This is a genomic window from Duganella fentianensis (assembly GCF_964031615.1).
GTDB classification, from domain to species: domain Bacteria; phylum Pseudomonadota; class Gammaproteobacteria; order Burkholderiales; family Burkholderiaceae_D; genus Rugamonas; species Rugamonas fentianensis_A.
The window spans coordinates 141,003-166,050 of sequence record NZ_CAXIQN010000014.1 but is presented as its reverse complement, the minus strand read 5'-3'; the positions used below and the strand labels follow the sequence as shown (position 1 = coordinate 166,050).

17 protein-coding genes and 1 riboswitch are annotated in these 25,048 nt (G+C 61.8%); of the genes, 12 read left to right on the top strand and 5 right to left on the bottom strand.

Annotation, left to right across the window (positions count from 1 at the left end; translation table 11 throughout):
* Positions 1–212: 212 nt before the first annotated feature.
* From ABNT42_RS10435 to ABNT42_RS10400, 8 genes are all read left to right on the top strand, one after another.
* Positions 213–1,502, top strand: coding sequence for an efflux RND transporter periplasmic adaptor subunit (locus tag ABNT42_RS10435; protein ID WP_348696727.1), 1,290 nt, complete (start codon positions 213–215; stop codon positions 1,500–1,502).
* The gene (locus tag ABNT42_RS10430; RefSeq protein WP_348696725.1) at positions 1,502–4,612 is read left to right on the top strand and encodes an efflux RND transporter permease subunit; all 3,111 of its coding nucleotides are present in this window, start codon (positions 1,502–1,504) and stop codon (positions 4,610–4,612) included. Before ABNT42_RS10435 ends, ABNT42_RS10430 begins: the two co-directional genes overlap by 1 nt.
* Positions 4,609–7,893 carry an efflux RND transporter permease subunit gene (locus ABNT42_RS10425; protein WP_348696723.1) on the top strand — a complete coding sequence of 1,095 codons (3,285 nt, stop codon included), beginning with the start codon at positions 4,609–4,611 and terminating at the stop codon, positions 7,891–7,893. The genes ABNT42_RS10430 and ABNT42_RS10425 overlap by 4 nt, the downstream gene beginning before the upstream one ends.
* Positions 7,890–9,326: an efflux transporter outer membrane subunit gene (locus ABNT42_RS10420; RefSeq protein WP_348696721.1), complete on the top strand. Its 1,437-nt coding sequence runs from the start codon at positions 7,890–7,892 to the stop codon at positions 9,324–9,326. The genes ABNT42_RS10425 and ABNT42_RS10420 overlap by 4 nt, the downstream gene beginning before the upstream one ends.
* 123 nt (positions 9,327–9,449) lie before the next feature.
* The gene (locus tag ABNT42_RS10415) at positions 9,450–11,588 is read left to right on the top strand and encodes a S46 family peptidase (protein WP_348696719.1); all 2,139 of its coding nucleotides are present in this window, start codon (positions 9,450–9,452) and stop codon (positions 11,586–11,588) included.
* On the top strand, positions 11,585–12,229 hold the full coding sequence (gene pnuC, locus ABNT42_RS10410) for a nicotinamide riboside transporter PnuC (RefSeq protein ID WP_348696718.1): 645 nt from the start codon (positions 11,585–11,587) through the stop codon (positions 12,227–12,229). The genes ABNT42_RS10415 and pnuC overlap by 4 nt, the downstream gene beginning before the upstream one ends.
* Positions 12,226–12,747 carry an ATP-binding protein gene (locus ABNT42_RS10405; RefSeq protein WP_348696716.1) on the top strand — a complete coding sequence of 174 codons (522 nt, stop codon included), beginning with the start codon at positions 12,226–12,228 and terminating at the stop codon, positions 12,745–12,747. The genes pnuC and ABNT42_RS10405 overlap by 4 nt, the downstream gene beginning before the upstream one ends.
* A 20-nt stretch (positions 12,748–12,767) precedes the next feature.
* Positions 12,768–13,472 (top strand): hypothetical protein, encoded by a 705-nt coding sequence (locus ABNT42_RS10400; protein WP_348696714.1) that lies wholly within the window; start codon positions 12,768–12,770, stop codon positions 13,470–13,472.
* On the opposite strand, the gene ABNT42_RS10395 is transcribed toward ABNT42_RS10400, so the two are convergent.
* On the bottom strand, positions 13,469–15,616 hold the full coding sequence (locus tag ABNT42_RS10395) for a TonB-dependent siderophore receptor (protein WP_348696712.1): 2,148 nt from the start codon (positions 15,614–15,616) through the stop codon (positions 13,469–13,471). The genes ABNT42_RS10400 and ABNT42_RS10395 overlap by 4 nt on opposite strands.
* A 55-nt stretch (positions 15,617–15,671) precedes the next feature.
* Positions 15,672–15,770: riboswitch (TPP riboswitch) on the bottom strand.
* A gap of 110 nt (positions 15,771–15,880) precedes the next feature.
* Between ABNT42_RS10395 and ABNT42_RS10390 the strand changes: the two genes are divergently transcribed.
* Complete coding sequence (locus ABNT42_RS10390; protein WP_348696710.1) at positions 15,881–16,369, top strand: Imm26 family immunity protein; 489 nt, start codon at positions 15,881–15,883, stop codon at positions 16,367–16,369.
* Here the strand turns inward: ABNT42_RS10390 and ABNT42_RS10385 are convergent.
* From ABNT42_RS10385 to ompR, 3 genes are read right to left on the bottom strand one after another with little or no spacing between them, the layout of a single operon-like run.
* Positions 16,356–17,120, bottom strand: coding sequence for a hypothetical protein (locus tag ABNT42_RS10385; protein ID WP_348696708.1), 765 nt, complete (start codon positions 17,118–17,120; stop codon positions 16,356–16,358). The genes ABNT42_RS10390 and ABNT42_RS10385 overlap by 14 nt on opposite strands.
* Positions 17,117–18,472: an ATP-binding protein gene (locus tag ABNT42_RS10380; RefSeq protein WP_348696706.1), complete on the bottom strand. Its 1,356-nt coding sequence runs from the start codon at positions 18,470–18,472 to the stop codon at positions 17,117–17,119. The genes ABNT42_RS10385 and ABNT42_RS10380 overlap by 4 nt, the downstream gene beginning before the upstream one ends.
* Before the next feature lie 15 nt (positions 18,473–18,487).
* Positions 18,488–19,255 (bottom strand): two-component system response regulator OmpR, encoded by a 768-nt coding sequence (gene ompR, locus ABNT42_RS10375; RefSeq protein ID WP_348696704.1) that lies wholly within the window; start codon positions 19,253–19,255, stop codon positions 18,488–18,490.
* A 172-nt stretch (positions 19,256–19,427) separates the two neighbouring features.
* Here ompR and ABNT42_RS10370 point away from each other — a divergent pair, with 172 nt between their 5' ends.
* The 3 genes from ABNT42_RS10370 (at position 19,428) to ABNT42_RS10360 (ending at position 23,875) form a co-directional block, all read left to right on the top strand.
* Positions 19,428–19,835 (top strand): hypothetical protein, encoded by a 408-nt coding sequence (locus tag ABNT42_RS10370; RefSeq protein ID WP_348696702.1) that lies wholly within the window; start codon positions 19,428–19,430, stop codon positions 19,833–19,835.
* A 230-nt stretch (positions 19,836–20,065) separates the two neighbouring features.
* Complete coding sequence (locus tag ABNT42_RS10365) at positions 20,066–21,928, top strand: flagellar assembly protein A (RefSeq protein WP_348696700.1); 1,863 nt, start codon at positions 20,066–20,068, stop codon at positions 21,926–21,928.
* 72 nt (positions 21,929–22,000) lie between these two features.
* Positions 22,001–23,875, top strand: a complete 1,875-nt coding sequence (locus ABNT42_RS10360; RefSeq protein WP_348696698.1) for a flagellar assembly protein A — start codon at positions 22,001–22,003, stop codon at positions 23,873–23,875.
* Between the two features lie 2 nt (positions 23,876–23,877).
* Here ABNT42_RS10360 and ABNT42_RS10355 read toward each other — a convergent pair whose 3' ends face one another.
* Positions 23,878–24,981 carry a CaiB/BaiF CoA-transferase family protein gene (locus ABNT42_RS10355; RefSeq protein ID WP_348696696.1) on the bottom strand — a complete coding sequence of 368 codons (1,104 nt, stop codon included), beginning with the start codon at positions 24,979–24,981 and terminating at the stop codon, positions 23,878–23,880.
* Positions 24,982–25,048: the final 67 nt, after the last annotated feature.

Genomic DNA, 25,048 nt, shown 5'->3' with positions numbered 1-25,048 from the left:
ATCAGTGTGCGCCTGCAGTGTGTAGTGGGCATGTCGCAAAGGTAAAGATATGTAAAGCAGACGTAGTCAAATGTGAGCAAAGTCCTTGATTTGTAGCGAGTTTGTATCCGCAGGAGCCGGCCGGCACACAGGCGTTTTTTGCTGTGCTAGAGTCCTCGCATCGATCGCCATGGCGGCTTTGCCATGGTCATGCACGTCATTTAAGGACTCCAATGGATAGCCAGAACAAGACCCTCATTCAGGAAACTCCGGCGCGCCGTTCGCGCCTGCTGGGCAGCGTTATCGCTGTTGCTGCCATGGCGGGGCTGGGCGGGCTGGCGTGGTATCTGACACATCAGCCAGCGGCCAGTCCGGCCGGCGCTGCCGGTGTGGCAGGTGCAGCGGCGCCAGCCGGTCCTGCAGGGCCGGGCGGTCCCGGTGGCCCCGGCGGGCGGCGCGGTTCTGTCACGACGGTGGGCGTGGCGACGGCGGAAAAGGCGGATTTGCCAGTGACGCTGGAAGCACTGGGCACGGTTACGGCGGCGGCGACCACCACGGTGCGGCCACAGGTGTCGGGCATATTGCAGCAGGTGCTGTTCAAGGAAGGCCAGATGGTGAAAGCAGGGCAGGTGCTGGCACAGATCGATCCACGCCAGTTTGAAATGGCGCTGCTACAGGCTTCCGGCCAGCGTCAGCGCGATGAGGCGCAACTGGAAAATGCCAAGCTGACGCTGGAACGCTACCGCACCTTGCTGGGACAGGATTCCATCGCACGGCAGGATGTGGATACGCAGGCGGCACTGGTCAAACAGCTGGAAGGCACGGTGATGACGGACCGTGCGCAGGAAGGCACGGCCAAGCTGAATCTGGGCTACACCAAAGTCGTGGCGCCGATAACGGGACGGGTGGGCCTGCGCGTGGTGGATGTGGGTAATCTGGTGGGGGCTAGCGATGCAGGCGGCATCGCCGTAATTACCCAGCTATCGCCTATCGATGTGGAATTCTCGGTGCCGCAGGATAGCGTCCCGACCCTGATGCAGCAGGTGAATAGTGGTGCCAGCCTGACCGCTGTGGCGCTAGACCGCACCCGTACTAACACGCTGGAAAGCGGCAAGTTCTCGGCCATGGATAATCAGGTGGATGTGCAGACGGGCACCGTCAAAGCCAAAGCACGATTCGCTAATGCCAAGTCGGCGCTGTTCCCTAGCCAGTTCGTCAATCTGCGACTGGAAATGCGCACTATCAAGGATGCCGTGATGGTGCCCGTGACGGCCGTGCGCCATGGTGCGAATGGTGATTTCGTGTATGTGCTCAAAGCCGATAAAACCGTGACGGTGCGACCGATCACGCGCGGCCATGCGACCGCAGAAAAGGTGCAGATTGCCAGCGGCCTGAAAGTGGGCGAGCAGGTGATTACGGAAGGCGCGGACCGTCTCAAGGAAGGCGCTAAAGTGACGCTGCCCGGTGCTGGCGGTGCTGGTGGCGCTGGCGGCCAGCACAAAGAAAAAGGCGTAGCTAAATAATGAGTCCGTCCGCTCCCTTTATCAAACGGCCGGTAGCGACTTCGCTGCTGATGCTGGCGATAGTGCTGGCAGGCTTGGTCGGCTTCAAATTCCTGCCCCTGTCAGCGCTGCCGCAGGTGGACTTCCCCACCATACAGGTGCAGACGCTGTATCCGGGCGGTAGCCCCGAAGTGATGGGGCAGACTGTCACAGCACCGCTGGAGCGCCAGTTCGGCCAGATGGCGGGACTGCAGCGCATGAGCTCCACCAGCGCTGCCGGTGTCTCCATCGTCACGCTGCAGTTCGGACTAGGGCAGACGCTGGACGTGGCCGAGCAGGAAGTGCAGGCTGCCATCAACGCGGCCGCCTCGCTGCTGCCGACCGATTTGCCAGCCCCGCCCGTATATGCCAAGGTCAATCCGGCCGATGCGCCCGTGCTCACGCTGGCGATTACCTCGGACACCATGCCGCTGACGGAAGTGCAGAACGTGGTGAATACCCGTCTGGCGCTGAAGATCTCGCAAGTGTCCGGTGTGGGGCTGGTGACGCTGAGCGGCGGCCAGCGTCCGGCCGTGCGCATACAGGCCGATACCAACGCACTGGCTTCGTATGGACTGGGGCTAGATACGCTGCGCACGGCGATCACGGCGGCCAATGCGAATGGCGCCAAGGGTAGTTTCGATGGCCCCACCCGCGCCTACAGCATTAACGCCAATGACCAGCTCGTGACGGCCAAGGATTACAAGGAACTGATCCTCGCTTACAAGAATGGCGCTCCTGTGCGCCTGAGCGATGTGGCGACGGTGAAGGAAAGCGCGGAGAACGTGGAGCTCGGTGCGTGGTCCGGCAATGCTCACGGTCTGCAGCAGGCCATCATTTTGAATGTACAGCGTCAGCCCGGCGCGAATGTCATCGCTACGGTAGATGCCATCAAGGCGCGCCTGCCGGAGCTGCAGGCCGGTCTGCCCGCCGCCATGAAGGTGGAGGTGCTGAGTGACCGTACCACGGGTATCCGCGCTTCGGTCGAGCATGTGGAACTGGAACTGCTGCTGGCCGTGGTGCTGGTGGTGCTGGTGATCTTCGCTTTCCTGCATAGCCTGCGCGCTACGGTGATTGCCAGCCTGTCCGTGCCGATTTCGCTGATCGGCACCTGCGGCATCATGTATCTGCTCGGGTATAGCCTGAACAATCTGTCGCTGATGGCGCTGACGATCGCCACTGGCTTCGTGGTCGATGATGCCATCGTGATGATCGAGAATATCGCGCGCTATATCGAAGAAGGCGAAAAGCCCATGGTGGCGGCGCTCAAAGGCGCGGCGCAGATAGGCTTCACCATTATTTCGCTGACCGTTTCGCTGATTGCCGTGCTGATACCGCTGCTGTTCATGGGCGATGTGGTGGGGCGGCTGTTCCGCGAGTTTGCCATTTCGCTGGCGATTACCATCCTGATTTCGGCGGTGGTGTCGCTGACGCTGGTGCCGATGATGTCGGCGCGCTGGCTAAAGAGCCATGCGGAGCAGAAGCCTAATCGCTGTGCACTGCGTTTCCAGCAGTTCTTCGATGATGTGATCACCCATTACGACCGCGCGCTGGTGTGGGTGCTGAACCATAGCGGCCTGACCCTGCTGGTGGCACTGGGCACGCTGATGCTGACGGTGCTGCTATATGTGGTGATTCCGAAAGGGCTGTTCCCCACGCAGGATACGGGGCAGTTGCAGGCGCGGCTGGAAACCGGCAAAGCGGTTTCGTATGCGCGCATGGCCGAACTGCAGCAGCAGGCCGCCAAGCTGATACTGGAAGATCCGGACGTGGGCACGCTCAGCTCCGTGGTCGGTGTGGATGCGGCGAATAACACCATGCTGCATACGGGCAGTATGCTGATCAATCTGAAGCACGAGCGTAGCAGCAGTCAGCAGCAGACTATGGACAGGCTGCGCCAGCGCGTGGCGCAGCTTCCCGGCCTGACCTTGTATCTGCAACCGACGCAGGATCTGACCATCGATGCGGAAACGGGGCCAACCCAGTTCCGCGTGTCGGTGGAAGGGGCCGACAACGCCACCGTGAACGAGTGGGCCACCAAGCTGGCGGAGCAGATGCGCACCAAGGCCGAACTGCGCAATGTGGTATCCGATGTGGGTGCCAGCGCCAATGCGGCCTATGTGACGGTGGATCGTGACAGTGCGTCGCGCATGTCGATCACGGCGGCGTCGATTGATGATGCGCTGTATAGCGCTTTCGGCCAGCGCATCGTCTCTACCATTTTCACCGAAACCAACCAGTACCGCGTGATTCTGGAAGCGCGGCGCGACGACATCACCACGCCGGCCGATCTGGGTAATCTGCAGGTGCGCACGGGTTCCGGCAAGGCCACGCCATTGTCTGCCGTAGCGACCATCAGCGAACGTGCTGCGCCGCTGCAGGTGACCCACGTCGCGCAGTATCCGGCCACTACGCTGGGCTTTGATACGGCAGCCGGTGTGTCGCTCGGTACGGCCGTTGATAGCATCCGGCAGGCGGCGCACGAAATCGGCTTCCCGCCATCTGTTACGCTGACCTTCCTCGGCGCTTCCGGCGCCTATCAGGCTTCGCTGTCCAACCAGTTGTGGCTGATTCTGGCGGCGGTGGTGTGCGTGTACATTGTGCTGGGCGTGCTGTACGAAAGCTATATCCACCCGCTGACCATCCTGTCTACCCTGCCTTCGGCTGGTGTGGGGGCTTTGCTGGCGCTGCTGATCAGTGGTCAGGATCTGGGCGTGATCGGCATTATCGGCATCATTCTGCTGATCGGTATCGTCAAGAAGAACGCCATCATGATGATCGACTTTGCCATCGAAGCGGAGCGGGAACAGGGCAAAGCGCCGCGTGAGGCGATTCATCAGGCCGCACTGCTGCGCTTCCGGCCGATTCTGATGACCACGCTGGCTGCGCTGTTCGCTGCCGTGCCGCTGATGCTGGGCTGGGGTGAGGGCGCCGAACTGCGTCGTCCACTGGGCCTTGCCATCTTCGGTGGCCTGATCGTCAGCCAGTTACTGACGCTGTTCACCACACCCGTAATCTATCTGGGCTTCGATAGTCTGGCGCGCCGTTTCGGTCGCGGCAAGGCGGCGATGCCTGAAGGTGGTGTGTCGTGAACCTGTCGTCGCCCTTCGTCAAACGGCCTATCGCCACCGTGCTGCTGACCTGCGGGCTGGCGCTGGCAGGTATCGGTGCGTTCTTCGTACTGCCGGTGGCGCCGCTGCCGCAGGTGGATTTCCCCGTAATTTCGGTGAATGCCAATCTGCCCGGCGCCAGTCCGGCCACTATGGCTTCGAGTGTATCGACCCCGCTAGAGCGCCATCTGGGTGTGATTGCCGGCGTCAACGAGATGACCTCGCAATCGAATACGGGATCGTCCAGCGTAACCTTGCAGTTCGATCTGAACCGCAATGTGGATGCGGTGGCGCGCGAGGTGCAGGCGGCGATTAATGCCAGCCGCGTCGATCTGCCGGCCACTCTGCGCAGCAATCCCACCTATCGTAAAGCCAACACCTCCGGCATGCCGGTGATGATTCTGGCGCTAACCTCCAAGACTAAAACGCCGGGGCAGATTTTCGATGCCGTGTCGAATACGGTGCTGCAGCGCCTGTCGCAGGTGACGGGCGTGGGCGACGTGGAGCTGGGCGGCAGTTCGCTGCCGGCCGTGCGGGTGGAACTGAATCCGTATGCGCTGAACCGCTACGGCCTGTCGATGGAAGATGTGCGGGCGGCGATACAGGCCACCAATGCCAATCGTCCTCGTGGCGCTTTGCAGGGCGATGGCCGGCGCTTGCAGATCTACACGGAATCGGCGCATGCCACGGGTGGCCGCAGCGCGGCCGATTATCGCAATCTGGTGGTAGGCTGGCGCAACGACACGGCGATTCGCCTGCAGGATGTGGCGCAGGTAGTGGACGGGGTGGAGGATCAGAACAATCTGGGGCTGTTCAACGGCCAGCCTGCGATTGTGGTGATATTGCGCTCGCAGGCGGGGGCGAATGTGATCGAAACCGTCGATAGCGTGCGCGCGCAACTGCCGCTACTGCAGGCGCAACTGCCATCCGACGTGAAGATCGAAGTAGCGTCTGACAGCACCAATTCGATCCGCTCCTCGCTGCACGAAATCGAAATCACGCTGGTGATTTCCGTGCTGCTGGTGGTGTTCGTGGTGAGCGCCTTCCTGCGCAGTCTGCGCGCCACCATCGTGCCTGCGGTGGCGACTGTGGTGTCGCTGCTGGGCACCTTCGGCGTGATGTATCTGCTGGGCTTCAGCCTGAATAACTTGTCGCTGATGGCGCTGACAGTGGCGACGGGCTTTGTGGTCGATGACGCCATCGTGGTGCTGGAAAACACCACTCGCCACATCGAGGCTGGCATGGATCGCTTCAAGGCCGCGCTGCTGGGGGCGCGCGAGGTGGGATATACCGTGCTGTCCATCAGCCTGTCGCTGATCGCCGTATTTATTCCGCTGCTGTTTATGGGTGGCCAGTTCGGTGCGCTGTTCAAGGAATTTGCCATCACCTTGTCGGCGGCGGTGATGATCTCGCTGGTGGTGTCGCTGACCACCACGCCGATGATGTGCGCATGGCTGCTCAAACCTGGTCACACCCATGCCGCGCCAGCGGGGCCGGTGGCGCGTTTCTTCGAGCGGGGCTTTAACGCTATCCTGAAAGGCTACGAACATAGTCTGGACTGGGCACTATCCAGTGTCTGGCTGGTGATGCTTAGTCTGGTGTTTGTGATCGGGCTGAATTTCTACCTGTTCGCAGCCATTCCGAAAGGCGGCTTCCCGCAGCAGGACACGGGGCAGATCAGTGGTGGCATCCGAGCCGACCAGAGCATCTCGTTTCAGGCCATGCAGGGCAAGCTTAAACAGCTGGTTAATATCATCAAGGATGATCCCGATGTGGCGACCGTGGTGGGCTTTACCGGTGGCCGTCGTGCTGGCGGTGGCTTCATGTTCATCAACCTGAAACCGGCCAGCCAGCGCAGCGTGGCAGGGCAGGCGGTGATCGCCCGTCTGCGTCCCAAACTGGCCAAGGTTACGGGTGTGAGCCTGTTCCTCAGCCCCGTGCAGGATTTGCGTGCTGGCGGGCGGCAGGCCAATGCCAACTACCAGTACACGCTGAAAAGCGATAATCAGGCTGACCTGAAAAAATGGGCTAGTCGTCTGGCCGAGGCGATGAAAACCCAGCCAGCGCTGACCGATGTGGATACCGATCAGGCGGAAAACGGGGTAGAAACTTTCGTCACCATCGACAAGGCCAGTGCTTCCCGTCTGGGCCTGTCGGCCAAAGATATCGATAATGCGCTGTACAACAGCTTCGGTCAGCGGCAGGTAGCCACCATCTACAGTGAGCTGAACCAGTATCACGTGATCATGGAAGTGCCGCGTGAATTCGCCAGGAGTCCGGAAGCGCTGAAGGATGTGTATGTGCCATCGAAAGGATTGCCTGCGCCGAGTGCCAGCAACCCTAACGGCGCGCCGGTGGCGCAGACGGTGAGCACCAGTACAAACGGAACCACTACCACCACGGCCAGCACCATGCCGGCCAACGTGGCAGCACCCGCCGTCAAGGATGCGTCGTCCGGCTCCGCCCTGAGCACGACGGCGACCACCATGGTGCCACTGTCGGCTATCGCCACCTTCGCCGAAGGTTCGACGGCAACCGCCATCAACCATCAGGATGGCGAACTGGCGACGACCATCGCCTTCAATCTGCAGGCGGGTAAGAGCCTGTCCGATGCGGCGGCACAGATCAAGGATGCGGAAGCGGAAATCGGTATGCCGAACAATGTGCGCGGCAGCTTCCAGGGCTCCGCCAAGGCCGCACAGGACAGCAACAAGTCGCTGCCGCTGCTGATCCTTGCCGCCGTGGTGGTGATCTACATCGTACTGGGCATACTGTACGAAAGTCTGGTGCACCCAGTCACCGTGCTGACTACCTTGCCATCGGCCGGTGTGGGCGCCGTGCTGGCGCTGTTGATCTTCAAGATGGAGTTCTCGACGATTGCACTGATCGGCATTTTCCTGCTGATCGGTATCGTCAAGAAGAATGCCATTCTGATTATCGACTTTGCACTGGAGGCCGAGCGTTCGCGCGGGCTGACGCCGCGCGAAGCCGTGCGCGAAGCCTGTCTGCTGCGCTTCCGGCCGATTCTGATGACCACGCTGGCCGCCGCACTGGGCGCGCTGCCACTGGCCATCGGCTTCGGCGAAGGTTCCGAATTGCGCCAGCCACTAGGCGTGGCGATTATCGGCGGCCTGATTGCCAGCCAGATTCTGACTTTGCTGACCACTCCTGTGGTCTATCTCCTGATGGATAAACTGCGTCGCCGTAGTCCATCCGAACAACACCTGAGCCGCCTGCATGATGCGGCGCCGAGCACACCATGAGCCTACACATGACTACTCTCCGTTTATCTTCGCTGGCGCTGGCCGTGCTGACCACTTTGCTGGCCAGCGGCTGTGCCGTGACACCGGCTTACCAGACGGCCAGCACGCCACAAGTGGCCGCCTACAAGGAGGCTGCCAGTGCAGTGGAAAAGACGGCCGCTGGATGGACCGAAGCAGCACCTGCCGACATGCTGGAACGTGGCCCGTGGTGGCAGCTCTTTGCTGACCCTGTGCTAGACCAGCTGGCTGCCAGTGTCGAAGTCTCCAACCAGAACGTGGCGGCAGCCGCGGCCAATTATGCGCAGGCAAGGGCGCTGGTGCAGCAGCAGCGCGCCGGCATGTTCCCCAGCGTGACGCTATCGGCCAGCGATACCCGCTCCGGTGGCGGCGACAAGACGCCCACCGCCAACCAGTATCGCGCCAGCATAGGCGCTAGCTGGGAGCCGGATATCTGGGGCAAGCTCGGTGCGGGTGTGGACAATGCGCAGGCCAATCTGCAGATCAGCAGCGCCGAACTGGCGGCTGCACGGCTTTCTGCACAGGGCGAACTGGCGACTAATTACATTTCGCTGCGCCAGACCGACGCACAGAAAGCCCTGCTGGACGCCACGGTGGAAGGCTATGCGCGCGTTTTGCAGATCACTAAAAACCGTTTCGATGCAGGGCTGGCCGCGCGCTCCGATCTGTTGCAGGCAGAAACCCAGCTGGCCAATGCCCGTATCGACCAGCTGACCCTGACGCGCCAGCGCGCCACGCTCGAACATGCGATTGCGGTTTTGCTGGGCAAGGCGGCTAGCGACTTCAGTCTGCCGGCGGCGGAATGGAAGGTGGTGGTGCCCGACGTGCCAGCCGGTGTGCCGTCCACGCTGCTGCAACGCCGTCCCGATATCGCCGCAGCAGAGCGGCGCGTGGCGGCCGCCAATGCGCAGATCGGCATTGCCCGCAGCGCTTACTTCCCGTCGCTGAATCTGACGGGCAGCTATGGCTATGCGGCCGCCAGTTCGGCGGGACTGTTCAATGCGTCCAATAATCTGTGGTCGCTAGGCCTGTCGGCGGCGCAGACGCTGTTCGATGCCGGTGCGACCAAGGCACGCGTGGCCGGTGCCGAAGCGCAGCGCGATGCTGCCATTGCCCAGTATCGCCAGAGCGTGCTGGCGGCGTTTGCCGATGTGGAGAACCAGCTGGCCGCTACCCGTGTGCTGGCGCAGCAGCAGGATCTGCGCAAGGCGGCATCGGCTGCGGCAGATCAGGTGGAAGCGCAAATGCTGAACCGCTATCGCGCAGGGCAGGTCAGTTACAGCGAGGTGGTCACAGCGCAAAATACCGCGCTGACGGCACGGCGTGCGCTGGTGCAGGCGCAGGCCGACCGGCAGACTACGGCCATCGCTCTGATCCAGTCGCTCGGTGGCGGCTGGCACGTGCCGGCGCAATAGGCTAGGGCTGCTGATTTCTAGCCGCAAAACGGCTAGAAATCAGGCTTTGCGGGCTTAAAAAGACCACTCATTCGGCGCCAGAAGGAATATACTCCCGCCAGAACTCAAACTGGGGTATATATCTTGTTAAAACATCTCATTCTCCCCGCTGCACTGCTAAGCGCATTTGCGGCACAGGCCGACGAAGGCCAGTGGCAACCCTACCAACTGCCACAGTTGAAATCCGAATTGAAGCGCGTCGGGATTACCATTCCGGCCGAAAAACTGGCCGATCTGTCCAAGCACCCGATGAGCGCCATCGTGTCGCTGGGCGGCTGCTCGGCCTCGTTCGTGTCCGACGCCGGTCTGGTGGTCACCAACCACCACTGCGCCTACGGCGCCATCCAGCGTAACGCTACGCCCGAACACAATTACATCGTTGATGGCTTTTTAGCCAAGACCCGTGCAGAAGAACTGCCGGGCGGTCCGAACACGCTGGTGTACGTGACCGATAAAGTAGAAAACGTAACCGACCGCGTGCTGAAAGACGTTAAAGCTGGCATGTCGGGCAAGCAGCGCCACGAGGCGGTGGAAAAAGCCATCAAGTCGCTGATCGCCGAATGCGAAAGCGATAAATTCTATCGCTGCTCGGTGCCAGCCTTCCACCGCGGCCTTGAGTACTACCGCATTCGCCAGATGATGATACGCGACGTGCGTCTGGTGTACGCACCGGCCGACATGATTGGTAATTTCGGTGGCGATATCGACAACTACGAATGGCCACGTCAAGGCGGCGACTACTCCTTCCTGCGCGCCTATGTGGGCAAGGATGGCCGTCCGGCCGATCCGTCGCCGGACAACGTGCCGTATCACTCGAAAGATTTTCTGGTCGTATCGGCCGAAGGTCTGAAGAACGGCGATCCGGTGCTGCTGGCCGGCTATCCGGGCCGCACCAGCCGCTACAAGCTGCCTTCGGAAATCCGCGCTGCACGTGATTCGGCCTATCCGGCCCGCGTGGCAGAGATTCAGGCTGATCTGGACGTGATTGCTGCCGCCACCAAGGGCAATGCTGCTGCCGCAGTGCGTTACGCCAGCGTCGACAAGAGCATGAACAACGTGATGAAGAAGACGCAGGGCCTGCTGGACGGCTTCGCGCGCAAGGACATCGCCGCCATCAAGGATGTGCAGGATGCCGAGTTCCGCGCATGGTATGGCAAGCAGCCTAACGTGTCGAAAACGCTGCTGGCCGAACTCGATAGCGTGATTGCAGCCGATCTGGCACTGAGCGACGAGGAATTCGGCTACAGCGTGGCGACCACTTCGGATCTGCTGAAAAGCGCTATCACCCTCAACCGTCTGGCCCGCGAAAGCGCCAAGCCGGATGCCGAGCGTGAATCGGGCTACCAGCAGCGCGACCTGAGCTTCATCAAGGCCCGTCTGAACCGTCTGGAACAATCGTTCGTGGCCAGCGTGGACCAGGCGCGCTTCACGGCGGCACTGCAGCGCTATGCCAAGCTGCCGAAATCCATGCACGTGACGGATCTGGACAGCCTGCTGCCAGCCGTGGACGCCGTGCCAGCGCTGTACGCCCGCACGGAACTGGGTGATACCGCCAAGCGTCTGGCATGGGTAGGCAAGGATGCTGCAGCGGTTAGCGCTGCCGATGACGCTTTCGTCCAGCTGGCGATCAAGCTCGATGGCGTGACCCAGTCGCTCAAAGAGCGCCGCAAGGAACTCGATGGCAATCTGGAACGCGTGATCCCGCAATACATGCAGGCCGTGATCGCATGGAAGAAATCGCAGGGCAAGCCGGTCTATCCTGACGCGAATTCGACTCTGCGCGTGACCTATGGCACGGTATCGCCATACTCGCCGAAAGACGGCATCACCAAAGGCCCGTTCACCACGGTGGAAGGCATCGTCGAGAAGCACACGGGTAAAGATCCGTTCAACGCACCACAGAAGCTGCTCGATGCCATCAAGGCCAAGCGCTATGGCCAGTTCAAGGATTCCGTGCTGGGCACCGTACCGGTCGATTTCCTGACCAGCGCCGATACCACGGGTGGTAACTCCGGTTCGGCGGTGATGAACCGCAAGGGTGAGCTGGTGGGACTGAACTTCGATTCGACCTATGAATCGATTACCAAGGACTGGTACTTCGACACGGCCATTACGCGCGCCATCCACATGGATATCCGCTATATGCTGTGGGTGATGAGCGAAGTCGATCACGCTGACAACGTGCTCAAGGAAATGACCATCAAATATCCGGCCAAAAAATGATGGAACAACTTGCTGTTCTGCTGGGAGTCGCCTACACGCCATGGAAACTGGCGGGGCTGGCGACGACCCCGCTGGAGCTGCTGTCTTTCCTGCTGTCGGTCGCCACGGTGTGGTTCAACATCCGCCAGTCCCACTGGGGCTGGCTGTTTGCTATCATCTCTTCGGCCACATACGGGCTGGTGTTCTTCGGCTCGCGCCTGTATGGCGACATGGGGCTGCAGCTGGTGTTTATCAGCGTATCGATCTACGGCTGGTATCAGTGGCTGCATGGCGACGATAGCCACGAGCGCCTGCCCGTGACGGAGCTCACTACGCGTGGCCGCTATATTGCGGCTGCGGCGTGGCTGGGCGGTTTTGCCGTGCTGGCGTGGTTCCTCAAGTCGTACACGGATACCGACGTGCCTCATTCCGACGGCTTTCTGACGGCGGGCAGTCTGGTTGGCCAGTTGCTGCTGTCGCGGAAGAAGATCGAGAACTGGCATGTGTGGATTATCGTCGATGTGCTGTATGTGGCGTTGTATCTGCACAAGCATCTGGTGCTGACGGCGATACTGTATGCCGTGTTTGTCGGCATGGCGGTAATGGGCTTGCGCGCATGGCGCGGCGATGTGCCGGCCAGCGGGCGCATGGCGCTGGAATGAGGGCGGCCACACCGCTGCGCATCGCCATACTGGGCGCAGCATCCTCCGGCAAATCCACGCTGGCGGCCGCACTGGCCGAGCATTATCAGACCGTGTGGGTGCCCGAATATCTGCGCGAGTTTGTCGATGTGCAGGGCAGGGTGCCCCGTTCCGAAGACCAGTTCCATATCGCCAGCACCCAGCGTGCGCGCGAGGAACTGGCTGCTGGTCGCGCTCACAAGTATCTTTTTTGCGACACCACGCCGCTGATGACGGCCATCTATAGCCGGCACTATTTCGGTGCAGTGGATGCGCCGCTGGCCGCGCTGGCGGCCAGCCACCAGCGCGATTACGATCTGACGCTGGTCACGGCAGCCGATATTCCGTGGGTGGCCGATGGGCTGATGCGCGAATGCGCCGAAGTCAGCGTCACCATTAACCGCATGCTGCTGGACGAACTGGCGGCCCGTGCGATACCCTATCTGCTGGTGTCGGGCGATCCCGGCGAACGACTTTCTCAGGTGGAGCGGCATCTATGAAAAGGCTGGCGGTGATATCGATGTTCATATCGCCGCTAGCACTGGCGGATACCGGCTACTACCTTGTCTCTACCTACGACGTCGAGCATCAGGCCTCGATCGATTTCAAATACTGGAACGCCCATTACAACGGCCGCACCGTGGCTGCGCCGGAGCTCGGCATAGGCTACGGCCTTACCTCGCGCTGGTACACCGAGGTGTATGCCAAGTGGATCAAGACCAATGGCGGGGCAGGGCGCTGGGTGCAGACCGACTGGCAGAATGATTTTCTGCTGACGCAGGGGCAGTACGATTTCGATCTGGCGCTGCACACCCGCATCGCGCGCGCCCGCAACAGCGAAGATGGCTACACGCTTGAATGGGGGCCGGTACTGCAGACCGAATATGGCCGCACCCAGTTCAACGTCAATCTGTTTTTCCAGCGCGATGTCCGCGTCAGTCCCTCTGTCACGGCGGCGCCGGCTGCGACGGCGCTGACCTACCAGCTACAGGTCAAGCACAACTGGCTGCCATGGTTGCAACCGGGCCTGCAGGCGTTTGGCGAAGTGGGGAAGTGGAATGACTGGCTGCCGTACCGGCAGCAGTCGCACCGTGCCGGGCCGATGGTGTACGGACACCGTGATATCGGCCAGCAGGAAGTGAAATACGAATTTGCCTATCTGATAGGGCGCAATTCGGCACGCGCAGCGAAGAGTGTAACGCTGCGCGTGCAGTACCTGTTTTAGAGGTCGAACTGGGCCGACACGCGCAGCGTGCGGCTGGCACCCGGCATCAGGTAGCCGCCCAGATCCGGTGTGACATCGCGCCAGTAGAACTTGTCCAGCGCATTATCGACACTGGCGCGCAGCGTGACTGGCGTATTGCCCACGCGGGTGGCATAGGCGCCGCCCAGATTGAGCACATGGTAGGAAGGCACAAATACCTTGTTCTCGATATCGAAGGCCTTCTTGCCCGAATACTGCCAGTTGGCGCTCAGCGACAGGCCAGCGACTTCCTGCACGGCGTAGTCGGCAAACACGCTGGATTTGAAAGCCGCCACGTTGGTAACGCGCTTGCCATCGAGACTGGCCAGACCCGTATCATGCTGCTGGGTGTTGAGCGCGGTGGCGCTGGCGCCCACGGCCAGGCTGCGGCTAACGCGGCCATGCAGTGCCATTTCCAGACCGCGATTCTGGGCCTCGCCGTTGCGCACATACTCGTTCTGCGCCGAGGTGTATTCCAGACCTTTGCGGATCTGGAACAGCGCCAGCGAGGCGTTCAGGTCAGGATGCACGTCGGCTTTCACCCCCACTTCCACCTGCTTGGATTTGTTCGGGGCCAGCGCGCGGCCCTGATTGCTGGTGCCCAGCGGTGCCACGCCGCCGTATTCCAGACCCTGTGCCAGCGAGCTATACACCGACACATTGCTGCGCAGCGCGTACACCAGCGCTACATTCGGCAGCCAGTAGCCCGTGTCCGTATGGGCGTACTGCAGCGCTACGCCGTTATCGTCGGCACCGACGTACTCATCACGCTTGATCTGCACGTAGCGGGCGCCGGCGTGCAGTTTCAGCTGGTCGGTCAGGCTGGCTACATCCTGTGCGAACACGGCGCGGTCCAGCGTGTGTCGGCGTTCCGTTACGGGGCCGCTGCTGCCTTGTGCCGGTGCCACCACGATAGGGTGGTAGATATTGCTGTAGCCAGTGCCGTCCTTGCCGGCCTGGGTGTACAGATAGTCGCCCCATTTTTCGCTGTTGCGTGCCAGCGAAGCACCAAACGTCACAGCATGGTTGATGCCGGCGCTGACGAAGCGGCCCTGCAGCAAGGCCTGTACGGCGAACGGCGATTTTTTCTCGCCCAGACTCTTGTAGTCGTACACGTCGAAATCACCATTGCCGCAGTAGCCCGGATACAGGCCCTGTGCGCCGCAGCCGTAAGGGAAAGCGGTGTAGTCGTCACGTTTGAACTGGTGCTGGTTGGCGCTGATGCTGGCGTTCCACTCTGGCGAGAAGCTGTAGGCGAAACGCGCACCCAGATTGCTGCTGGTGGTTTCCACCGGACGGCTCCATGGCTGGTTGTTGAGCATGGTGTCAGCCGCTACGACTGGCAGGGTGGTGTTGTTGAGCAGCTGGAAGCCCGGTGCGGTGACCTGAGATTTCTTCTGGATGTCGCCATCGATCTGCAGCAGGGCTTGTGGCGAGATCTTGAAATCGAAAGCGGCACTGGCGAATTTACGGTTACCGTCGGCGCCCTTGATGTAGGAACGCAGGCGCTCGGCCGCCAGATTCACACGGTAGCCCAAGCGCGGGTCGTCGAAACGGCCACCCAGATCGACCGTGCCGTACAGGTTGCCGCGCTCGCGTTCTTCCAGAATCACGGTGCGCAGGGTCTGCTCGGTCGGACGTTTGGTGACGTAGTTGATCATGCCGCCCGGTGCGGATACGCCGGCCTGCAGGCCGGACAGGCCCTTCAGCACTTCGATGCGTTCCTTATTCTCCAGCGGGATCTGGGTGTCGCCCGGAATGGCCATGCCATCCTTGCGGTAGCTGGTGGCGTTATCGAGCTTGAAGCCGCGGATCGAGAACTGTTCGGAATAGCCGACCGCGTTGTAGGCGTCGCTCAGGCTGGCGTCGTAGCGGGCGGCGTCGGTGGTCGAGTGGATCTGCAGATCCTGCATCTGCTGGGCACTGATGACGTTGACGCTGGCCGGGGTTTCCAGCAGCGGGGCATCGCTGAAGCCGGCCACGCTGGCGCGGTTAAGCTGGGCTTTGCTGGCCGTAACCAGAACTTCGGGCATGCTCTGTTCGGCGCTGTCGGCCAGTGCGCTGACAGGGAAAGCAAGGGCGATCGCGAGGGCGAGCGGGCTGGTGGCAAATTTGGTGGTGGTCATATGGACTCTCTACATGTTCGGCTGGATGCCGTGCGGGAGAGCCATCAAAGGAGGGGAGAACTACTTTGCGCTTTCCTTCGCTGGCATTATCCAGATCAGGTACGAAGGGTATCTCTCACCCGGACACAACAGCCCAGGACCCCTAGCGAGGCGTTAGTGTATCACAGTGCCGCGCCGCGCGGCTGGCCGGCCTAGTCGTGCGCCATGGCTGGCGGGGCGCCGCTACACTGCATCCTCGTTGGGCGGCAAGTCGAGAGGAGTACGATGAAACCTATGTATCGGGAAGGTAGCTGGTTTGCCATTCCCCTGCTCGATGGCGGCTATGGCTGGGGGCTGGTGGTGCGACTCGCACCGACCAGCAAGACCATGCTGGCCTATCTGTTCGGGCCGCGCCTGCCACAGCTGGCAACGCTGGAACAGCTCGATGCGCTGCAGCCGGAAGCGGCGCTCAGGGTGCTGCGGGTGGGCGATATGGCGCTGGCCAGCGGCCACTGGCCCGTGCTGGGCGAGAGTGCGCGCTGGCAGCCGGCGCGCTGGCCCGTGCCGCAGTTTCTGCGCCGCGCCGACAAGCTGCAGCGGGCCTGGCGGGTCAGCTATTCCGATACGGATCCCAGCCGCGCCGAGCGCGAAGAGGCCGTTCCCTATGATATGGCGGATTCCCTTGGGCTGGAAACGGATTCGCTGTATGGCTATGGTTCGGTAGAGCTATTGCTGACGCGCCTGCTGGGCGCGGCAGCACCTAATCGCAGCTGACATTCCATGCGGCGTATTCGCCGCGATGCTTGCGCACGGCCACGCGCACGCGCGTGTCGCGGTCGCTCTCGAACACCAGTCCGAACATTGTGGGGGCGCCCTGCGCGGCGGCAGCGGGTTCGATTGCGCTCAGCGTGAACGGCAGGGCGCGCTGGCGTATGCATTGCGAATTCCCCGCCAGTAGCAGACGGGCGCGCTGCAGCAGTGCGCTATGCTGGCGCAGCAGCGCCACCACATCTTCCGGCGGCACGCTGGGTTCCATCAGCACGGTATGCTGTGCTGCCGTGCAGACGGTATTGGGGCGGGCCAGCCAGACATGCCAGCTGGGCGGCTGGGCGGCCGCTTGCCAGCGCTGCTCCGGCTTGGCTGCGGCATCGTAGATGAAGCTGGAGCGGATCTGGCGGCACAGGTCCACGGCCGAGTGGCGTGGCGCGCTATCGACGCGGGCGACCACCTGCCACGGCTGGCCGCGCCGGCGCGAAATCTCGAACGTCGGTGCGAACAGGGGCGCGACAGGACGGGCGCCGCGTGCCTCGCTTAGTGCCAGCTGGCGGTAGTAGGCGTCGAAGCTGCTGCGTTCTGCGTCGCTAGGTTCGCGTTGCTGTAGCGCGCTGGCGCGGGTCTGTTTGCTGGGTAGTGGCGCAGCATTCGAGGCGGGCGCGGCCTGCGCGCTGGCAGCTAGCAGCAGGGCGGGCAGGTACAGCGCGGTGCGACGCAGTGTCGCGCGTTTGCAATCAGGCGCCAGCGTCATACGGCCTTCATGCTGATCTGGATCTGCAGGCCGCCGCCTGCGCGGTTGCGTACCTGCAGTTCGGCGCCGTGGCGCTGGATCACCCGTTCCACGATGGCCAGACCGAGGCCGGCACCGTTGGCCTGCCCCCGTGCCGTATCGAGCCGCGTGAACGGTTTCAGTAGCTGTTCGATCTGTTCGTCCGGCACGCCGGTGCCGTGGTCCTGTACTTCGATCAGCACGTGGCGCGAGGAATGGCTGCCTTTGATGCTGCAGCGGATATCGATTTCCGTCACCTCGCTGCCGGGCGTCTTGCCATAGCGGCGCGCGTTTTCGATCAGGTTGTTGATGACCCGTTTGAGGTCGGTAGCATTGCCCATGGCATGGGCGTCCGGCGTGATCTCGGTGTGGATCCGCACATCGGGCAAACGCCCGGCTTCATGGGCTGTTTCTTCCAGCAGGGCAGACAGGTCGATGCTGGTGAAGCTGGAAGCTTCCGTCGGTTTGGCGTAATCGAGGAACTGGCCGATGATGTCGTCCATCTGGGCGATGTCGGACTGCATGCCTTCGCGTGCTTCCTTCGACAGGTCGGCCATTTCCACCTCCAGCTGCATGCGTGCCAGCGGGGTGCGCAAGTCGTGCGAGATACCGGCCAGTATGACGGCGCGGTCCGATTCCACCTGCTGCAGCTGCACCACCATCTGGTTGAAGCTACGGTTGGCCTGGATGATTTCGGTCGGGCCTTTTTCCGGTAGCGGCGCTGGCCGCCGGCCTTGTGCAAAGGCCCGCGTAGCCTGCGTCAGGCGGCGCAGCGGCAGGTTGATCAGGCTGGAAATGAAGGCGGCGCCGATCAGCGACACCACCGATACCACGCTGGCCCAGCCCAGCCACTGTATGCCCGTCAGGCCGCGGATACGCTCGCGTTCCAGCATCAGCCAGTAGGCATCGTCGTCGATCTTGAAGCTGACCCAGAAACCCGGCGTGCCGTTCACTTTGGACGAGAAGCGGGTATCCGGCCCCAGTTTGGCCCGTACCAGCTTCTCGATGTCGGGCATCAGGGCGTTGGCAGGCGGCGGTTCGACCTTGTCGTCCTCCTCCAGCGTGAACACGCGGATGCCTTCGTTGGCCACCAGATCGAACAGCAGCTCGCGCCGCAGTTCCGGCGCCGAGTGGGTCAGGGCGGCCTGGGTGATGGTGACCACCGAGATCACCTGCGAGGAAATCTGCTGGACTTGCGGTTCGTGCTGCACCACGCTGATCATGCCGACCCATGCCGTCATGCTGAGAGTGGTGAGGGCGCCTAGCAGGAAGAAGGTGCGCCAGAACAGGCCGCTTTTCAGGCTAGCCAGCCGGAGCGAGAAACGGGACATCATTACGCTGGCGCGCACTTAGCGCGGCTGACCCTCCGGTATGAACACATAACCCAGTCCCCAGACAGTCTGGATGTACAGCGGGCTCGATGGATCAGGCTCGATCAGCTTGCGCAGGCGGGAAATCTGCACGTCCAGACTGCGGTCGAATACTTCGTACTCGCGGCCACGGGCCAGTTCCATCAGCTTTTCGCGCGACAGCGGCTGGCGTGCATGGCGGGCAAACACTTTGAGCACGGAGAATTCGCCCGTGGTGAGCGGCACGGTTTCGCCGTTTTTCTTCAGCGTGCGGGTGCCCAGATCGAGCACGAACTGGCCGAACTCGAACGATTGCGGGGTTTCCGAAGGCGCACCGGGAATTTCGTCCGGACCACGGCGGCGCAGCACGGCGCCGATACGGGCCACCAGCTCGCGCGGGTTGAATGGCTTGGGCAGGTAGTCGTCGGCGCCCATTTCCAGCCCGACGATGCGGTCCACATCTTCGCCCTTGGCGGTCAGCATGATGATAGGGGTCTGGTCGCCTGCGCCGCGCAGACGGCGGCAGATCGATAGACCGTCTTCACCGGGCAGCATCAGGTCCAGCACCAGCAGGTCATAGCGCTCGCGCAGCCACAGCTTGTTCATGGCGGTGGCACTTTCTGCCGTGAAGACGTTGAAACCCTGTTCGGTCAGATAGCGGCGCAGCAGGTCGCGCAGACGTACGTCGTCGTCTACCACCATGATTTTGGCCTGATGGCCGTTCAGGTTGGCGGCGCTGTTGCTGGATTCGGTCGATAAACTAGTCATATCTCTGCCAGATTTGTCTTATTCATGTTGCTATGGTAACGTCATAATCGTTCCGCGAAAACGCCTGATTTGAGGCATTACAAAGTGTTACAAACTTTACCCAATTGCTCTTACAGCTTGCGGTAATCCAGCATACACTCGGGACATAGAATCAGTCATTAGGAACGCCAAGATGGGCATCACTCACAAAAAAATGATCGCGGCAGCCAGCGCATATTTTTGCGTGCGTTCGTCCGTCAGTGCCATGCTGGCATGCGGCGCAGTGTGCGGCGGTCTGCTGGCTGCCGGCTTGGCGCAGGCAGCCGGTAATGGCGAAGGTCAGCACCGTGACGATGGCCGTGGCGGGCGTGAAATGGCTGGTGGCCGTGCTCAGGATGGCCGTAATGGCGATTTGCGTCAGATCGATCCGCGCAGCTACGAGGCGCGTGCCGAGGAGCAGCGCCGCGCCATGCAGGAAGCGGGCCGCAATGCGGAGATGAATCGCCGCGCCGGCCGCTTGACGCCGGATGAGCGGCGCGACCTGCGTCGCCAGATCAATGAAGCGGGTCAGGATATCTACGCCAACCCGCCACGCCGCTGATTGTCCGCTGCTTCCCTGCGGATTGCCGCCGCGCGGCGGCGATACTTATCAATGTATTATTGATATGTAGCAATTAGTTCACAGTTATGCTTCCCACAATGTGAATTATTCAACCTTCCTTTTAGGCAGAGTGTAATATTAATTAATTACACGCAATGTCTTTCGGCGTGCAAGCCGTTCGGAGGGAGATGGTGGTTCAAGACGTTGCTCTAGTGACATCAGGGGAGGAAGTGCACGCTCCGGGTGTCGGCTTGCCCGTCGGTCTGGTGCGGCAGGGCGATGGTATCTTCATCGATATGTCGATGTCGCAACTGACGCTGGTGGCGGCCATCAACGAAGTATTCCACTCGCACCGTTATTTCTCCGGTCTCGACTACAAGGTACTGATCAAAGCCCTGTACGGTGTGGGGCCGGAAATGCCCGGCAAGGAGCTGGTGCGCATTGCCACCGATCTGGGCGAGATCCCGCCCGAGCGCGTGGCGCTGTACAAGCCGCCCAAACTGGGGCGCGGCTATGCCGAATACTATTTCGAGACGCTGTATCTGGAAGCGCAGGAACTATCCGACGGCACCATCATACCCGAGCGTCCCACCCGCCTGAACGTGGACGAATTCGTCACCGAGATGTGGAACAAGGGCATCTTGTTCGGCATTGAAGTGGCAGCGGTGGCAGCCGCGATCGCGTCCACCAAGCCAGACCGGATTACCGTGGCCATCGATCTGGACCCGCAGCCGGGCCAGAATGCCCGCGTGGAGGAAGTCTCGTCCGACCTGCATCGTAGCGACGCGCCCAAGGAAAGGGCCGATGGCCGGGTGGATCTGGGCAGCTTCCAGAACCGTTTCCCGCAGATTGAAGCCAACGTCAAGCTGCTCAAGAAGATACCGGCCGTACCGGGCCTGCCCGGCTACGATACGGGCGGCCGGCGTACCGCGCCCGATGCGCCGCAAGACCTGACGCTGAGCTTCTTTGCCGGCGAGGGCACGGAAGCGCGCATGTTCGAGGATGGCGAGTATGTGGTGTCGACCCGCAAGGGCTTCCTGAATGTGGATGCCAAGTCCAAGCGGATCTCCATCACGGACAAGATCATCAGTCTGGACGGTGTCAGCGGCAAGACGACCGGCAATCTGGAACTGGCTGGCGCCTACGAAGAATTCGGCGACATTCAGGAACAGCGCGAAGTCACTGGTAGCGATATCACCGTGCATGGCAATGTGTATGGCAATATCACTTCGCGCGGCGGTACCGTGGTGCTGGGGCAGAATCTGGTCAGCGGCGCGGTGCACAACGCTTCCGGCAATATCACCATCAGCGGCGTGGCTTCCGGTTCCGTGATCCATACAGATAGTGGCCAGATCGTCATCGGGCGGGCCGAGAACTGTGTGATCTCGGGCACCTCGGTAACGATCACCGACGCTTCCAACTGCGAGATCATTGCCGAAACCGTGCGCATCGAACTGGCTGAAGGCTGCGCCGTCGCAGCGCGCGATGTGGAGATCGACAGTGCCGGTCCGCGCCGCCGCACGGAAATGCTGGTGCATGTGCTGGTGCGCGATGTCAGCCAGTTCGATCAGGAGATCGGCGAACTGGGACAGCGCGAGACGGCGCTACAGCTGGCCAACGCCGAAGTCCAGCAGAAGATCGATGCGATTGCTGCCATTCCCGATGTGCGGCGCTATCTGGCGCTGGCGCAGAAGCTGCGCAATCAGGAGCTGCAACTGTCGCCCGAACAGGGGCATCTGCTGCGCAAGATCGCCGGTGCCGTGGCCACGGAACTGCAGTCGATTTCTACTCTGCGCGACGAACTGCGTCCCGGCCACGCCCAGCTCAAGATGACACAGGAAAAGCTGCAGCGCGTGATCGAGCAGAAGCTGGCGGCTACCGGCCACGCGCGCTGCTGTCTGCGCATGGTGTGCGGCGAAACCATGGTACGCACCATGCCGTTCCAGAATACCAGCACCGCCCTGATCATGCTGCCTGCCAAGGACATCAAACAGCGCCTGCGCAATGCCGGTGCCGGCCGCATGCTGTTCTGCGACAGTGCCGGTGTGCTGAACTGGCATCTGGACCCGCGTGCCCCCTCCATCGCCGGATAACCATGCACTGCCAAATTTCAAGCGTTCATGCTAATCTAGATTCGGGAATCGCCCCGTTTTGTGAGGAACATTGTGTCGGATGAGGCTCAGGCGCTAGGACAGGCGGCAGAGGGCGAGCTGCCGGCCGCAATCATCAAGCGTCCCGACGGTGTATTCTTCGCGCGGGATGCTTCGCCACGTTCCTGTCTTTCTGCGGTAAGTCAGGTTTTTCTCAGCAGTTCCTATTTTGCCGGCCTTGATTACGCCATTCTGATCAAGCTGCTGTACAACTGCGGGCCGGATCTGCCGGAGAATGTGGCGAGTCAGCCCATGATCCGCTTTGCCACCAGCATCGAGCCTTTCCATCCCACCCGCCGTACCCTGTACAAGGCAGTGAAACTGATCAATGGCGAAGCCGAGTACTTCTTCGAGCCAGTGTTTTTCGAAATCCCCGATATGCCGGCCCAGCCGGCACGGCTGAATTTCGACGAGTTCGTGTCCGACATGTGGGTGAAAGGTGTGCGCTTCGGTATCGATGCGCCAGCCGTGCGCGATGTGATTTCCTATGGCCGCGTGGCGCGCATCGTGGTGGCACGCCGGCTGGCTGCAGCGCCGGGGCGCGACGCCACCATCGAGGAAGTGTCGCAGGACATCCACCGCAGCGATGCACCGCGCGAGAAGAAGGATGGCAAGCTTGATCTGCAGGCTTTCCAGAACCGCTTCCCGCAAGTCAAAGCCAATGTACGCCTGCTGCGCAAAGTGCCCAAGGTGATGGGCGCGCGCGGCTATGAACTGTCCGGCATCGTGCTGGAACCGCCCGTGCCGCGCGATCTGGAACTGAGCGACATGGCCGGCGAAGGCACGGTGATCGAGAATAGCCGCGATGGCGAGTTTCTGGTGTCGGCGGTGGAAGGCTTTCTGAGTATCGATGCTGCCACCAAGCGGCTGTCGATCGGGCCGAAAATCATCAGCCGCGAAGGCGTCAGCGCGCGCACCACGGGTAATCTGCAGCTGACGGGCGAATACGAAGAATTCGGCGACGTGCAGGAGCAGCGCGTGGTCGATGGCGGCAACATCACCATCCACGGCGATGTGTTCGGTAATATCAGTTCACGCGGCGGGACGATTACGCTGAGCCGCAATCTGATGGGCGGCACTACCACCAATCTGGAAGGCGATATTCTGGTACGCGGCGTGGCTTCCGGTGCCGTGCTGCAGACCCGCAAGGGCGAGGTGCACTTGACCCGCGCCGAGAGCTGTGTGATTTCAGGTAGCAAGGTGTATATCGACGAAGCCAGCAACTGCGAAATTCTGGCCGAGGAAGTCCACATCAAGGTGGCCGAGGGCTGCGCCATCGGCGCGCGCAAGATCGAGATCCAGAGTGCCGGACCACGCCGCCAGCACGAAATGCTGCTGTACACGCTGGTGCCTGACCTGTCCAAGTTCAACAAGAAGATCATGGAGTTGCAGCCGCGCGTGCAGCAGACGGCGCATGAGGCTAGAATCCGGCGCAATGAAATCGAAGCGCTGTCAGGACAGGCGGATGTGCGCACCTATCTGACCCTGGCCACCCGTGTGCGCAAGCGTGAAGTGGTGCTGTCGCCAGAGCAGGAACAGCTATTCCACAAGATGGCGGCCAATGTGGGGCCCTCGCTGCGCGCCATCTCCAAACTGTCGCTGCTGCTGAAGGCGGCCGAAGTGCAGCACGAGCAGGCGCAGGAAGAAGTCAATCTGATCGAACGGCAGAAGCTGGCCATCATGCGCGGTTCCTATTGCAAGGTGGAGCAGCTGACGGGCGATGTGCTGCTGCGTACCATGAGCTTTGCACCGGATGGCAATCCCCCTTACGACCGTCCGGCCAAAGACCTGAAAGCCAAGGTGCGCACGACTGTGCCGGGTATGCAGGTGGTGTATGCCGGCAGTCAGGGGCCGCTGGACTGGACTCCGCCGCTGGAACCGGAAGCCTGAACCTACAGGTGAAACTGCACGGGCTGGCCGACGCTCCAGTAGCGGCCTTCCGTTGCGTGCTCGCGCTGACTAACTAGATTAGCGAATAGCGGGTGCTGCAAGGCTTCTTGCGTCGTCAGTACGGGTGTAACACAGCAATCGGCTGCGTCAAAGCGGGTACGCCATTCGGCCAGCGTGTGGCATGCAAACAGCGCTGCCAGTTCGGCCTTGACGGCCATGGCGTCGGCGCCGCCCACCTGCTGGCCCAGTTGCCAGTGGCGAGTTTTCAGGTCTGGACGCTGCAGTACGTCGCAGCAGGTTTGCCAGAATTTCAGTTCCAGCGCACCCACCGCCATGTAGCGTCCGTCGGCAGTGCGGTACACACTGTAGCAGGGCACCCCGCCCGTCAGCAGATCGGCGCCCGCTGCGGCCGGTGCGCCATTGTTGACGGCGACTAGCGGCATGATGTTATGCGCCATTACCGTGGCCGTCATCGATACATCGACCAGCCTTCCCATGCCGCCCATTTTGACGGCCACCAGCGCTGCCAGTATGCCCTGTAGTGCCGCCTGTGCACCGCCCAGCAGATCGCCCACCTGCAGATTGGGCAGCACGGGCACGCCATCGCTGGCGCAGTTCTGCGCCAGCAGGCCCGCATAGCCGATGTAGTTGATATCGTGTCCGGCCTGCTGGGCCAGCGGGCCATGCTGGCCGTAGCCGGAGATGGCACACATGACCAGTCGGGGATTATGCTGCTTCAGCACCGCCCAGCCCAGCCCCAGCTTGTCCATCACGCCGGGGCGGAAGCTCTCCACCAGCACGTCGGCCTGTGCCACCATGGCCAGTAGTTGTTCGCGCTGGGCGGCATCCTTGAGGTCGAGGCGCAGCAGCTGCTTGCCGCGGTTGACGGCGACAAAGAACTGCGAGACTTGCTTGCGCACGGGGCCCATGCTGCGCGCGTAGTCGCCCGTACCCGGGTCTTCGATCTTGATGACTTCCGCACCCATGTCGGCCAGATGCATGGTGGCGACGGGGCCGGGCAGCAAACGGGTCAGATCGAGTACCCGTATGCCCCGCAGTGGTTGTTCCGGCGGCTCGGGCGGTATCAGTGGCTGGTCAGGTGTCATGCAGAAATTGTAGCAGCGGGCGGCGCGCAGGCTGGCGAAAGTTGACGCTTCTCAACGCTTTCAACGC

Bases quoted from the DNA above. Each gene is read 5' to 3' on its own strand.
- ABNT42_RS10355 (WP_348696696.1), bottom strand. From the start codon at position 24,981: ATGACACCTGACCAGCCACTGATACCGCCCGAGCCGCCGGAACAACCA.
- ABNT42_RS10395 (WP_348696712.1), bottom strand. From the start codon at position 15,616: ATGACCACCACCAAATTTGCCACCAGCCCGCTCGCCCTCGCGATCGCC.
- ABNT42_RS10380 (WP_348696706.1), bottom strand. From the start codon at position 18,472: ATGATGTCCCGTTTCTCGCTCCGGCTGGCTAGCCTGAAAAGCGGCCTG.
- ABNT42_RS10390 (WP_348696710.1), top strand. From the start codon at position 15,881: ATGAAACCTATGTATCGGGAAGGTAGCTGGTTTGCCATTCCCCTGCTC.
- ABNT42_RS10370 (WP_348696702.1), top strand. From the start codon at position 19,428: ATGGGCATCACTCACAAAAAAATGATCGCGGCAGCCAGCGCATATTTT.
- pnuC (WP_348696718.1), top strand. From the start codon at position 11,585: ATGATGGAACAACTTGCTGTTCTGCTGGGAGTCGCCTACACGCCATGG.
- ompR (WP_348696704.1), bottom strand. From the start codon at position 19,255: ATGACTAGTTTATCGACCGAATCCAGCAACAGCGCCGCCAACCTGAAC.
- ABNT42_RS10405 (WP_348696716.1), top strand. From the start codon at position 12,226: ATGAGGGCGGCCACACCGCTGCGCATCGCCATACTGGGCGCAGCATCC.
- ABNT42_RS10400 (WP_348696714.1), top strand. From the start codon at position 12,768: ATGTTCATATCGCCGCTAGCACTGGCGGATACCGGCTACTACCTTGTC.
- ABNT42_RS10430 (WP_348696725.1), top strand. From the start codon at position 1,502: ATGAGTCCGTCCGCTCCCTTTATCAAACGGCCGGTAGCGACTTCGCTG.
- ABNT42_RS10385 (WP_348696708.1), bottom strand. From the start codon at position 17,120: ATGACGCTGGCGCCTGATTGCAAACGCGCGACACTGCGTCGCACCGCG.
- ABNT42_RS10435 (WP_348696727.1), top strand. From the start codon at position 213: ATGGATAGCCAGAACAAGACCCTCATTCAGGAAACTCCGGCGCGCCGT.
- ABNT42_RS10420 (WP_348696721.1), top strand. From the start codon at position 7,890: ATGAGCCTACACATGACTACTCTCCGTTTATCTTCGCTGGCGCTGGCC.